Here is a 12,572-nt window from a genome sequence, read left to right on the forward strand (position 1 = left end):
TAAATGTAAAAGAGTTAAATCTTTTTCATTTGCTGTTGCATCATTTTTATCTGATCGGTAAGCATTTTGTTTTTATCTAGTTTTTTTGCTTCACTCAATAAGGTAGTAGCTTCTCTTTTTCTTCTTTTTTGCATTGCTATGCCAGCAAGACTTAATTTAGCCATTGCCAAATCATAATCCATAGTTAAGCCTAACTTAAGAGCTTTTTTGAAGAATTTCTCAGCTTTAGTTAAATTGGTTTGCGAGTTTATAATTCCGTGTAAGTAATTAAAATAACCTTGTTGCTTAACAGTTAAAGCTGCTTCTGGGTTTTTAATTTTAGATAACCATTTTTCGGTACCCGCTAAATCCTGTTTACGCATTCTTAAAAAAGAAAGTAAAATAATCTCATTTCTAAAATAAAGAAAAATGAAAATAGAGGAAAGTAGGAGTAGAGAAATACCATTGCCAATGTTTCCTTCTATAAATTGATAAACAGCATAAGCTATGATAAGAGCGGCAATTACAAGTTTTAAATTTTTGTTGAACATTATAGTTATATATTATTTACTTAAATTAGAGCTTTAAATGCTAAATCTTTGATAAAAAACAGCATTCTAAAAATATTCTGGCAAAAGTAATAAAAACAATCCTAAATATTTTTTTATTTAGATTTGTCAATGCAAAAACTCTTTGTATATTTGCGCCCAGATTTTACGGTTAGGATCGTAATTTTGAAAATAACAAAAAGGATTAAAAAATGCCAGGACAAAAAAGAACATATCAGCCATCTAAGCGTAAGAGAAAGAATAAACATGGTTTCAGAGAGCGTATGGCTTCTGTAAATGGAAGAAAAGTTCTTGCTAGAAGAAGAGCTAAAGGAAGAAAGAAATTGACTGTTTCATCTGAAACAAGACATAAGAAGTAATGATTTCATTATTTTAAAAATATTAAGGTGTTACTTTTTTAAGAGTAGCACCTTTTTTTTGACCAAATTTTTTAGAAACACAAATTATAGAATACACCCATGCCAAAAAGAAAAGATTTAAAATGCGTTTTATTAATAGGATCCGGACCAATAGTTATTGGACAAGCTTGTGAGTTTGATTATGCTGGTTCTCAGTCTCTTAGAAGTTTACGTGAAGAAGGAATTGAAACAATATTAATTAATAGCAATCCAGCTACAATTATGACAGATCCGTCTATGGCGGATCACGTATACCTTAAGCCTTTAACAACAAAATCTATTATAGAGATTCTTAAAAAACATCCTAATATTGATGCCGTTTTACCTACAATGGGAGGACAAACCGCATTAAATTTATGTATTGAGGCAGACGAAAAAGGAATTTGGGAAGATTTTAATGTAGAGCTTATTGGAGTAGATATTGATGCTATTAATATTACAGAAGATAGAGAACAATTTCGTGAATTAATGCTTAAAATTGGGGTTGGTATGGCTCCACAAGCTACTGCTACATCTTTCTTAAAAGGTAAGGAAATAGCACAAGAATTTGGTTTTCCTTTAGTTATTAGAGCATCTTACACATTGGGTGGTGCAGGAGCATCTATAGTATATAAACCAGAAGATTTTGATGAATTGCTTAGTGTTGGTTTAGAAGTGTCACCAATTCATGAAGTAATGATAGATAAAGCCTTAATGGGCTGGAAAGAATACGAATTAGAATTACTACGTGATAAGAATGATAATGTAGTAATTATTTGTGCTATTGAAAATATGGATCCAATGGGAATCCATACTGGAGATTCTATCACCGTTGCACCAGCAATGACACTTTCAGATAGAACGTATCAGAAAATGCGTGATATGGCTATACATATGATGCGTAGTATTGGAGATTTTGCAGGAGGTTGTAACGTGCAATTTGCGGTAAGTCCAGATGAAAATGAAGATATTATTGCAATTGAAATTAATCCTAGAGTATCTCGTTCTTCGGCATTAGCATCAAAAGCAACGGGGTATCCTATTGCAAAAATAGCCACTAAATTAGCTATTGGCTATCACTTAGATGAGCTAGATAATCAAATTACAAAATCTACTTCGGCATTATTTGAGCCTACTTTAGATTATGTTATTGTAAAAATACCACGTTGGAACTTTGATAAGTTCGAAGGTTCTGATCGTACTTTAGGTCTGCAAATGAAATCTGTAGGAGAGGTTATGGGTATAGGCCGTTCTTTCCAAGAAGCATTGCATAAAGCAACGCAGTCTTTAGAAATAAAGCGTAATGGCTTAGGAGCCGATGGTAAGGGGTATAGAGATTATGAAAAAATAATTAGCAAATTAAAAATTCCAAGTTGGGATAGAGTTTTTGTTATTTATGACGCTATACAAATTGGAATTCCGCTGAGTAGAATCCATGAGATTACAAAAATAGATATGTGGTTCTTAAAACAATATGAAGAACTACACTTTTTAGAAAAAGAAATTTCTACTTATACTATAGCATCTTTGAACAAAGATTTAATGTTAGAGGCTAAGCAAAAAGGTTTTGCAGACCGCCAAATAGCACATATGTTAGATTGTTATGAAAGCGAAGTTTATAACAAGAGAGTAGAAATGAATATAAACAGGGTGTACAAGCTTGTAGATACCTGTGCGGCAGAATTTAAAGCAATGACGCCATATTACTATTCTACTTTTGAAGCAGAAATAGAAACTCCAGAAGGTGAACTTTATGTTGCAAATGACAGTGAAGTTACCGATAAGAAAAAAATAGTAGTATTAGGTTCAGGACCAAACCGAATAGGTCAGGGGATAGAGTTTGATTACTGTTGTGTACATGGCGTTTTAGCAGCGGCAGAATGTGGTTATGAAACTGTTATGATTAACTGTAATCCAGAAACGGTTTCTACCGATTTTGATACGGCAGATAAATTATATTTTGAACCCGTTTTTTGGGAACATATTTATGATATAATTCGTCATGAAAAACCAGAAGGAGTTATTGTACAGTTAGGAGGGCAAACGGCCTTAAAATTAGCAGAAAAATTAGAGAAATACGGTATAAAGATTATAGGAACTAGCTTTGATGCTTTAGATTTAGCAGAAGATAGAGGACGTTTCTCTGATTTATTAACCGATTTAAAAATACCTTTTCCAAAATTTGGAATAGCAGAAACTGCAGACGAAGCTTCTGCGTTGGCGGATGAATTAGATTTTCCTTTATTAATTAGACCTTCTTATGTTCTAGGTGGGCAAGGAATGAAAATTGTAATTAATAAGGAGGAGTTAGAAGAACACGTTGTTAATTTACTAAAATCTATTCCAGGAAATAAGCTTCTTTTAGATCATTATTTAGATGGTGCAATAGAAGCAGAAGCAGATGCTATCTGTGATGGGGAAGATGTTTATATTATAGGTATAATGGAGCATATAGAGCCTTGTGGCGTACACTCTGGCGATAGTAACTCTACATTACCACCTTTTAACTTAGGGGAGTTTGTAATGCAACAAATAAAAGATCATACAAAGAAAATAGCATTAGCTTTAAATACAGTAGGTCTTATTAATATTCAGTTCGCAATTAAAGATGATACAGTTTATATTATAGAAGCAAATCCAAGAGCTTCAAGAACGGTTCCTTTTATTGCTAAGGCTTATAAAGAACCTTATGTAAATTATGCAACTAAGGTAATGATAGGCGATAAGAAGTTAAAAGATTTTAACTTTAATCCAAAATTAGATGGGTATGCTATAAAACAACCAGTATTCTCTTTTAATAAATTTCCTAACGTAAATAAAAACTTAGGACCAGAAATGAAGAGTACTGGCGAAAGTATTTTATTCATTGATAGTTTAAAAGATGATGAATTTTATAACCTGTATTCAAGACGTAAAATGTATTTGAGTAAGTAATACGCTTTTTTATAAAAGAAGTTATTTAAATTTTAAAAACCTCAAAGAGATTATCTCTTTGAGGTTTTTTTGTTAAATGAAAAGATAGTGTTTGGTAACTAAATCTCATTAAAAATTTGAATGGAATTTTAGTTATACCAGACGGCATAACGTTTTCTTCGTAATTCTAATGCTAAAGTTTCTTCCATTTTTAGAGCTGCTTCTCTAGTTTTTAGAGGGGCTATATGCTGGTATAAACTACCTCTTAAATACATGCCATATTTTTCTACAATAGTAGCCGATATTTTGTACCCTTTTTTATTTTTGTAACCAGTTTTATGTTGTTCAAAACGCTCTTTAGGAGTCTTACTTGTCATGCCAACATACAAGCACTCTAAAACGCCATTAAATTGCGGATTAGCTTCTCTAAATTTTCTGTTTTCCGTAAACACTTTTTTAGAAAGTTCAATTACATAAATATGATATGTTTCTTTTGGCATTGTGTATAAAAATACCTTTAATTACCACTCCGTATGAAAAATACCTTCTTTATCAGTTCGTTCATAGGTATGAGAGCCAAAATGGTCTCTTTGCGCTTGTATTAAATTCAAAGGCAAACGGTTAGATGTATACGCATCAAAATAAGTTAAAGAATTAGATAGCCCCGGTAAAGGAATACCATTTACAGCAGCATAAGAAACTAACTCTCTAGCAGAATCTACAGTATTTTGTATTTTTTCTATAAAAGAAGGAGAAAGCAGTAAGTTAGGTAATTCTTTATCTATGTTAAAAGCTTCTGTAATGTCGGCTAATAAACCAGCTCTGATAATACAACCTGCACGCCATATTTTGGCTATAATAGCTATATCTAATTCATAACCATACTCTTTAGAAGCATCGGCTAATTGGTGTAAACCTTGTGCATATGTTATAATAAAAGAAAAGTATAAAGCCTCTTCAGTAATTTTTTCCAGTTTTTCTTTGTCCATTAGAGTAACCGTAGGCTTATCATATAAAGCATCAGCCTTAACACGTTCTTCTTTTAAGGCAGAGATTTCTCGCATACTTACCGCAACGTCTATAGATGGTACTGGTATACCTAAATCCATTGCATTTTGGCTAGTCCATTTTCCAGTACCTTTTTGCTTGGCTTTATCTAATATTTTATCTATCAAATCACCATCTCCTAAATCATCTTTCTTATTTAAAATTTCGGAAGTAATTTCTACTAAGAAAGATTGAAGTCTTCCGGCATTCCATTTAGAATAGGTTTGGTGTAATTCCGCATTGGTATAATTTCCACCCTTTTTAAGGATATTGTATATTTCGGAAGTCAGTTGCATTAAGCCGTATTCTATACCATTATGTACCATTTTTACATAATTCCCTGCAGATTTTGGTCCTAAATAGGCAACACAAGGTTCACCTTTATATTTTGCAGAAACTGCTTCAAAAATAGGTTTAACGTGTTGGTAAGCTTCTTTGTTACCGCCAGGCATAATACTAGGTCCTAAACGAGCACCTTTAGCACCTCCAGAAACTCCAGAGCCAAAAAAGTGTATTCCTTTTTCTGCTAAATAAGCATCCCTACGATCTGTATCTGTAAAGAAAGAGTTTCCGCCATCTATAATAATGTCCCCTTTATCTAAAAACGGTAATAGACCATCAATAACGCTATCTACAATTTTACCAGCAGGTACTAATAACATTATTTTTCTTGGAGAGGAAAGAGCATTTACAAAAGTTACAGCATCTGTAGAAGCGTTAACTTTACTAGTATCGCCACCTTCTTTTTGTAATGCAGTTACTTTTTCGGTATCTAAATCGTGTCCAAAAGCAGAAAAACCATTGTCTGCAACATTTAATATAAAGTTACGACCCATAACTCCTAATCCTACTAATCCAAAATCGTATGATTTTCCCATTTGTTTTATTTTAATCTATACTCCTAAATAAAATATTTTGTTTGTTGTGTTACTACTTATCGTCTAAAAAAAATAGTAGAATCAAAAGTAATAGAAAAAAATTAGTTTTAATATTATTTACACTTTTGAAACTATTAAATTAATGTTGTTTTAAATAAGAAATAATAGAATCTATTTTGGCATTACGTATTTTATATTGCATAATTATGATTAATTTTCGCAATGAAAAATAGGAGTAGACCCTAATTGTAATTAGATATTAATGCTTAGAGGTTTTGAAAAGGAATAATTAGAATAAATTATATGAACAAGACAGAAAACCAAATGCTTATTATTTTTGGAGCTTCGGGAGATTTAACTGCAAGGAAATTAGTGCCAGCACTTTTTAATCTTTTTAGAGATAAACATATTCCAGATAATTTTGTTGTATTAGGGGTAAGTAGAAGTGATTTATCGGATACTGATTTTAGAAAAAAGGTGGCAATAGAGAGTTTACATCTTAAGGATAAAGTAAAAGTTAGAGATCTTAGTTTGATTACTAGTTTTTCTAAAAAACTTTTTTATGAAGATTTAGGAGAAAATTACGACACTAATTATGATAAATTAGCTAAAAGGATAGGGGATTTAAATACGAAGTTTAGTATAGGTAATAATTATATGTTTTACTTATCTACACCACCCAGTTTGTTTGAAGCAATATCTAAAAACTTAGCAGAGCAAGGACTTAATGATGAAACAGAAGGTTTTAAACGTTTAATTGTAGAAAAACCTTTTGGCTATGATTTAGAAACTGCTAAGAATTTAAATAAAGGAATTCAAAAATATTTTAAAGAATCTCAGATATATAGAATAGATCACTATTTAGGAAAAGAAACAGTACAAAACCTTTTAGTTACACGTTTTGCCAACAGTATTTTTGAACCTCTTTGGAATAGAAACTACATACACCATGTAGAAATTACAAATGCAGAGAGTAATGGGGTAGGTACTCGTGGAGGATATTATGATAATTCTGGTGCTTTAAGAGATATGTTCCAGAACCATTTATTACAAATAGTTTCTTTAATTGTAATGGAACCACCAATAGCGGCTAATGCGCAGGAGATTAGAAATGAAAAAGTAAAAGCGTTACGATCTTTAAGAATAATGAAAGATGAAAAAACGCTTAATGAAAATACGATTAGAGCCCAGTATGTAAGTTCTAAAGTTAACGGAGAAGTTGTAAAAGGGTATAGAGAAGAAGAAGGAGTAAATCCAGAATCTACAACTGAAACTTATGCTGCAATTAAGTTTTTTGTAGACAATTGGCGTTGGAAAGATGTTCCTTTTTATGTGCGTACTGCTAAGTGTATGCCAACAAAGGTAACCGAGGTGGTAATTCATTTTAAAACACCGCACCATCAAATTTTTCAAGATTCAAGCGCACTTAATAAAGACAATAAGCTTATTATAAGAATACAGCCAGATGAAGGTATTTTAGTAAAATTTGGCGTAAAAGTTCCAGGTCAAGGATTTAAAGTAGAGCGAGCAAATTTAGATTTTTATTATTCTGATTTAGAAGAAACAACTGTAATGGAGGCCTATGAACGTTTGCTGTTAGATGCCATGCAAGGAGACGCTACACTTTATGCTAGAGCAGACGAAGTAGAGGCAGCTTGGAAATTTGTAGATCCAATTTTGGAATATTGGAAAAATGCTAAAGATGTTAGAATGTATGGTTATTCTGCCGGAGTTTGGGGTCCAAAAAATGCAGACAACCTTATAGAAGGAATAGGAACCTGGCGTAATCCTGAAGAAAGTTTAGCAGAAGATCCTGGTTTTTGTGTTATTTGTTAAATAACCTTTTTATTATTATAGAATATATTTAGAATGAAAATACATATATACAATACAAAGCAAGAAGTAGCAATAAACTTTTCTAATTATCTTGCTACACTAATAAAAGAAAAAAATACTGTACATATAGCTTTATCTGGAGGAAGTACTCCTAAAATTGTTTTTGAGGAACTAGCTTCTAATTTTTTAGAAAAAATAAATTGGAGCGGAGTACATTTATATTGGGGAGATGAGCGTTGCGTTGCCTCTACAGATTCTGAGAGTAATTATAAAATGACGGTAGATTACCTTATTTCCAAAATAAACATACCACAGGAGAATATACATAGAATAAAAGGGGAGCAAGCTCCTTCTATAGAGGCGATTAGGTATAGCGAAGTTTTAATAAAAGAATTGCCACAAGAAAATACCTTACCAAAATTTGATTTAGTTATTCTTGGTATGGGAGATGATGGGCATACAGCATCTATTTTTCCTCATGAAATTAATTTATGGGATTCAAAGAATATTTGTGAGGTAGCGATACATCCAGATTCTGGTCAAAAAAGAATTTCTTTAACAGGAGCTGTTATTAATAACGCAGACACCGTTGCTTTTTTAGTTACAGGAGAAAGTAAAAAAGAAAAGGTAGATATAATTGTAAACAAAAAAGGAGATTATAAGCAATACCCTGCAAGTCTTGTTGCTCCAAAATCTAATAATTTAATTTGGTTTTTAGATACAGCAGCAGCGCAAGAAATTAAGAAAAAGTAGCCTATAAGTCTATTTTTACATTTTCATTATTTAGCTCTTCTATATGTTCTTCTATTTTAAATTTAGAAGCTTTAAAATTAGAAGTTCTTTTTATAGATTGCTCTTTACGTTTAATACTCCTAGAAAAACGACGTATACCTTGTTCCGAATCAATCACTAAACCAGGAATTGGAGCATTTTCGCCATTAGGGCCTTTTGCAACCATTGTAAAATAAGAAGAATTACAATGCTTTTTTACTCCAGTAGTAATATTTTCGGACTCTACACGAACACCAACAACCATAGAGGTTCTTCCGGTATAATTTACCGAAGCTTTTAAAGTAACAAGCTCTCCAACTTCAATAGGGTTTAAAAAATCTACTTTGTTTACAGATGCTGTTACACAATAATGTTGGGAATGTTTAGAGGCACATGCAAAAGCAATTTGATCCATTAAATTTAAAATATGCCCTCCATGTACTTTTCCACTAAAATTAGAGTGCGCAGGTAGCATTAATTCTGTAATAGATACTCTGGATTCTTTAGAGTTTTTATAATTTTTCATTTGGTTGTTATACTAAAGTTGGTAATTTTTTCTATTTTAATTTCCAAAATGAGGAGATTTTTCTGATGCTACTTCAGTAACAAAATATTTAGTGTCTCCTAACCAAAAGAAAGTAGCATAACGTTCCACATACTGGAGCTTTACATACTTTCCTTGGTATTCTTTTAATTTTGAAATTACTTCTTTGTCTTTATCTAAAACCGAAAAAGAAAATATTTGCGCTCCAGATATTCCTTGGCTAATTTCTCCTTCCCATGTTTTAGCTATAACCCCTTTACGGCTAATTTTAATAAGTTCTCCAGAGCGTACTCCTTCGCTAAAAGGAACGTAATAAATAAAAGCATAGTAGGCAGCTAATACAGCTACCACAGTTATAATAATTAGACTTATAATTTTTTTCATTTTTAGTGTGTTTTTTAAAATGTTTTTTATTTTATTTTAGGCGCTTCAAAATCGTCTTCTTGAGCACGTTTTAATAATGGCTCAGGAATAGACTTTTTAGCTTTAGCACCCATTTTTTTAAGCTTTTCAATACTCGTAATTATATTTCCACGACCTTCTACAAGTTTGTTCATGGCTCCTTTGTATTCGCCTTTAGCCTCATCAATTTTTTTACCAACTTTTAATAAATCATTAGTAAAACCTTCAAATTTATCATACAAAGCACCAGCCTGCCTTGCAATCTCAATTGCATTACGTTGTTGTTTTTCATTATTCCACATGCTATCTATAGTGCGCAATGTAGCTAATAGGGTAGAGGGAGTAACAATAACTATATTTTGTTCAAAGGCTTTATTATAAAGTGCATTGTCAGCATTTACAGCAATAGCAAAAGCTGGTTCTATAGGGACAAACATGAGAACAAAATCAGGGCTTTCCATAGCATAAAGGTCTTCATACTTTTTAGCCGAAAGTTGGTCTACATGCCTTTTTAAAGAATTTAAATGGTCTTTCAAGAATCGTTCTTTATCCTCTTCTTCTGCATTAATAAACCTTTCATAATCGGTTAAAGATACTTTGGAATCTACCACCATTTTTTTACCATCGGGTAAATTTATAATAACATCTGGTAAAACTCTAGAACCGTCTTCTCTAGTAAAGCTTTGTTGTACACTATACTCACGATCTTTTTCTAATCCAGATTTTTCTAAAACACGCTCTAAAACTAGCTCCCCCCAATTACCTTGCATTTTACTATCGCCTTTAAGAGCTTTAGTTAAGTTTTCTGCTTCTTGCGAAATTTTTAAATTCTGGCTTTGTAGATTAACAAGCTGTTCTTTTAGAGCAGAGTGTATACTAATGTTTTCTTTTTGACTATCCTCTACCTTTTTTTCAAATAATTGAATTTTTTCTTGTAATGGAGAAAGAATGTTTTTTATGTTTTTTTGATTTTGCTCTGTAAACTTTAGACTTTTTTCCTCTAAAATTTTATTCGCTAGGTTTTCAAACTCTTTAGTAAATTTTTCTTGGAGCTTCTCTACTTCCACTTTTTGTTCGGAGTTTTTTTCTTGTAAATTTTCTATGTCAGACTGGTAACGAACAATTTGATTACTCATTTGTTCTTTTTCTTGCTGTAAATGTCTTTTATGTTCTATTTCATCAGCCAAATTAGCCTCTATAGAAGAGATGTTATTTTGCAGCTGTTTTTCTCTTTCTTCTAAAGCGCTTTGGCTAGATTTTGTTTTAAGCAACTGTATGTAATTGCCTAAAAAATAACCAATAGCAAGGCATATAATGCCAATTAAAATGTAAATAAGATATGTGTTCATTTATAATCTATAATATGCAAGTAAAGATAGTGGTTCTGCATTTATTTTTAGCAAACTAATAAAGTTACTTTTTAACTCTAAAAGTACCTGTAGTGGCATTAAACGTAACAGTATCTTCTGGAAATAGGCTATTAAAATGTTTTTGTTCTATTAACTCGTTTGGCGTACCATAAGGATTGTTTGCGTTGTTAAGGAGTAACATTTTATCGCATAACTGAATGCCCAATTCAATCTCATGAGTTGTAAAAATGATTGTTTTGTTAGTGTTGTAAGTGATTGATTTTAATAGTTTTAATATGTTCGATTTATGGTATAGGTCTAGATGTGTTGTAGGCTCATCTAAAAGTATTATAGAGGTGTCTTGTGCTAAAGCACGGGCTATCATAACACGTTGCATTTGCCCATCGCTAAGCTCATAGCATTTTTTATGTTTTAACTCTAATATATCTACCTTAGAAATTACATCGTTTATAATTAATATATCTTTCTGTGTAAGATTACCAATCCAATTGGTATATGGTTGTCTTCCTAAAGCAATAAGTTCTAGTACTGTTAAGTTTTTTGAAGCTATTTTTTCTGTTAATACAACACTTATTTCTAAGGCTAATTGCTGTGGCGTATATGTATTTATATTTTTGGCTTTTATAAGAAGCTCTCCAGATAATTTTTTTTGTATTGCTCCTAGAGTTCGTAATAAAGTAGATTTTCCAGCACCGTTAACTCCTATAACAGCAACAAGTTCCCCAGAATTAGTAGAGAAACTAATAGGAGTACCTATTTGTGTTTGTTCCTTTTTGGTTTGGTACCCAATACTAAGGTTTTGAGCAGATAGGACGGTATTTTTTTTAGGAGTTATAATAGTTTTTATAATTAGATTAAAATATCATTTTTCGTTTACGAACTAATAACCAAATAACTACTGGAGCTCCAATAATAGAGGTTATAGCATTAATTGGCAAAATGTTTGCCGAACTTGGTAATTGTGCAACAGTATCACAAATTAACATTAAAATAGCACCATAAATTAAAACAGCAGGAACCAGTATTTTATGATTTGTGGTATTAAAAATTTGTCTTGTTAGATGCGGAACAGCTAAGCCTATAAATGCAATAGGACCAGCAAAAGCAGTTATACTACCAGCTAATATTCCTGCAGCTAGGATTATTAAATACCTCATTTTTTTTATGTTAATACCTAAAGTACGAGCATAGTTTTCTCCTAAAAGCATAGCATTTAGAGTTTTTATAGAAATTATGCTTAAAATAACTCCTAACACACATAATACGCATAGGATAGTAACTTGCTCCCAAGTTAAATTACCAATACTACCAAAAGACCAGTATACATATTGCTGTAGTTTTTCGGCATTTGTAAAATAAGATAACGTGCTTACTATAGCAGAAGTAATACTACCAAACATAAGTCCTATAATTAATAATGCCATAGTATCTTTTACTCTAGATGCTACAATAATTACGCAGAATAACACAGCAAAACTTCCAATGCTAGATATAATAGCTAAAGATACATTACTCACTAAATTAATAGCCGCTATACTACTAAAAATAGAAGAACCCATAATTAGTAATGCTACTCCTAAGCTAGCACCAGAACTAATACCCAAAACAAAAGGACCCGCTAATGGGTTTCTAAATAAGGTTTGCATTAATAAACCGCTTAGTGCTAGTCCGCTACCAACTAAAATTGCTGTAAAAGCCTTAGGTAATCTATAGCTCCAAATAATGTAGTCCCAAGAAGTATTTGTAACTTTTCCTCCAAAAACGGAACTCATGGTGTCTAAAAAAGGGATAGAAACAGAGCCTAAGCTAATATTTATTCCAAAGAATAAAATTAAAAGCAAAGACAATGCTAAAAAGGGTTTTATATATGTTTTGGTAGATTCCAA

The 12,572-nt window shown here is 31.7% G+C and carries 12 protein-coding genes; 4 read left to right on the forward strand and 8 right to left on the reverse strand.

Annotated features, from left to right (window positions below):
• Positions 1-14 precede the first annotated feature (14 nt).
• Complete coding sequence (locus Q0945_RS06565; protein WP_299432359.1) at positions 15-530, reverse strand: DUF2892 domain-containing protein; 516 nt, start codon at positions 528-530, stop codon at positions 15-17.
• 209 nt (positions 531-739) lie between these two features.
• Between Q0945_RS06565 and rpmH the strand changes: the two genes are divergently transcribed.
• Together rpmH and carB are read left to right on the forward strand one after the other, a co-directional pair.
• On the forward strand, positions 740-907 hold the full coding sequence (rpmH, locus tag Q0945_RS06570) for a 50S ribosomal protein L34 (protein ID WP_027067351.1): 168 nt from the start codon (positions 740-742) through the stop codon (positions 905-907).
• Between the two features lie 99 nt (positions 908-1,006).
• Positions 1,007-3,859, forward strand: a complete 2,853-nt coding sequence (carB, locus tag Q0945_RS06575; RefSeq protein ID WP_299432362.1) for a carbamoyl-phosphate synthase large subunit — start codon at positions 1,007-1,009, stop codon at positions 3,857-3,859.
• 128 nt (positions 3,860-3,987) lie between these two features.
• Here carB and Q0945_RS06580 read toward each other — a convergent pair whose 3' ends face one another.
• Entirely contained in the window at positions 3,988-4,338 is a 351-nt protein-coding gene (locus Q0945_RS06580; RefSeq protein ID WP_299432365.1) for a ribose-5-phosphate isomerase, read from the reverse strand.
• A 21-nt stretch (positions 4,339-4,359) separates the two neighbouring features.
• The gene (gene gndA, locus Q0945_RS06585) at positions 4,360-5,763 is read right to left on the reverse strand and encodes an NADP-dependent phosphogluconate dehydrogenase (protein WP_299432367.1); all 1,404 of its coding nucleotides are present in this window, start codon (positions 5,761-5,763) and stop codon (positions 4,360-4,362) included.
• Between the two features lie 303 nt (positions 5,764-6,066).
• Between gndA and zwf the strand changes: the two genes are divergently transcribed.
• Together zwf and pgl are read left to right on the forward strand one after the other, a co-directional pair.
• Positions 6,067-7,599, forward strand: a complete 1,533-nt coding sequence (gene zwf / locus Q0945_RS06590; RefSeq protein WP_299432370.1) for a glucose-6-phosphate dehydrogenase — start codon at positions 6,067-6,069, stop codon at positions 7,597-7,599.
• Positions 7,600-7,632: 33 nt separating this feature from the next.
• Positions 7,633-8,352, forward strand: a complete 720-nt coding sequence (gene pgl / locus Q0945_RS06595) for a 6-phosphogluconolactonase (protein ID WP_299432372.1) — start codon at positions 7,633-7,635, stop codon at positions 8,350-8,352.
• A gap of 1 nt (position 8,353) precedes the next feature.
• Here the strand turns inward: pgl and Q0945_RS06600 are convergent, their stop codons facing one another.
• The 5 genes from Q0945_RS06600 to Q0945_RS06620 form a co-directional block, all read right to left on the reverse strand.
• A complete protein-coding gene (locus tag Q0945_RS06600; protein WP_299432375.1) occupies positions 8,354-8,896 on the reverse strand; it encodes an acyl-CoA thioesterase in 543 nt (180 codons plus the stop codon).
• Between the two features lie 36 nt (positions 8,897-8,932).
• Positions 8,933-9,298 carry a 6-phosphogluconate dehydrogenase gene (locus Q0945_RS06605; RefSeq protein WP_299432378.1) on the reverse strand — a complete coding sequence of 122 codons (366 nt, stop codon included), beginning with the start codon at positions 9,296-9,298 and terminating at the stop codon, positions 8,933-8,935.
• Between the two features lie 26 nt (positions 9,299-9,324).
• Positions 9,325-10,665, reverse strand: a complete 1,341-nt coding sequence (gene rmuC, locus Q0945_RS06610; protein WP_299432381.1) for a DNA recombination protein RmuC — start codon at positions 10,663-10,665, stop codon at positions 9,325-9,327.
• A 64-nt stretch (positions 10,666-10,729) separates the two neighbouring features.
• Positions 10,730-11,536 (reverse strand): ABC transporter ATP-binding protein, encoded by an 807-nt coding sequence (locus Q0945_RS06615; protein ID WP_366136061.1) that lies wholly within the window; start codon positions 11,534-11,536, stop codon positions 10,730-10,732.
• A 4-nt stretch (positions 11,537-11,540) separates the two neighbouring features.
• Positions 11,541-12,572 carry an iron ABC transporter permease gene (locus tag Q0945_RS06620; RefSeq protein ID WP_299432384.1) on the reverse strand — a complete coding sequence of 344 codons (1,032 nt, stop codon included), beginning with the start codon at positions 12,570-12,572 and terminating at the stop codon, positions 11,541-11,543.

Source organism: uncultured Maribacter sp. (genome assembly GCF_947500405.1).
In the GTDB taxonomy this organism is placed as follows: Bacteria; Bacteroidota; Bacteroidia; order Flavobacteriales; family Flavobacteriaceae; genus Maribacter_B.

Bases quoted from the DNA above. Each gene is read 5' to 3' on its own strand.
- Q0945_RS06565 (WP_299432359.1), bottom strand. From the start codon at position 530: ATGTTCAACAAAAATTTAAAACTTGTAATTGCCGCTCTTATCATAGCT.
- rpmH (WP_027067351.1), top strand. From the start codon at position 740: ATGCCAGGACAAAAAAGAACATATCAGCCATCTAAGCGTAAGAGAAAG.
- carB (WP_299432362.1), top strand. From the start codon at position 1,007: ATGCCAAAAAGAAAAGATTTAAAATGCGTTTTATTAATAGGATCCGGA.
- Q0945_RS06580 (WP_299432365.1), bottom strand. From the start codon at position 4,338: ATGCCAAAAGAAACATATCATATTTATGTAATTGAACTTTCTAAAAAA.
- gndA (WP_299432367.1), bottom strand. From the start codon at position 5,763: ATGGGAAAATCATACGATTTTGGATTAGTAGGATTAGGAGTTATGGGT.
- zwf (WP_299432370.1), top strand. From the start codon at position 6,067: ATGAACAAGACAGAAAACCAAATGCTTATTATTTTTGGAGCTTCGGGA.
- pgl (WP_299432372.1), top strand. From the start codon at position 7,633: ATGAAAATACATATATACAATACAAAGCAAGAAGTAGCAATAAACTTT.
- Q0945_RS06600 (WP_299432375.1), bottom strand. From the start codon at position 8,896: ATGAAAAATTATAAAAACTCTAAAGAATCCAGAGTATCTATTACAGAA.
- Q0945_RS06605 (WP_299432378.1), bottom strand. From the start codon at position 9,298: ATGAAAAAAATTATAAGTCTAATTATTATAACTGTGGTAGCTGTATTA.
- rmuC (WP_299432381.1), bottom strand. From the start codon at position 10,665: ATGAACACATATCTTATTTACATTTTAATTGGCATTATATGCCTTGCT.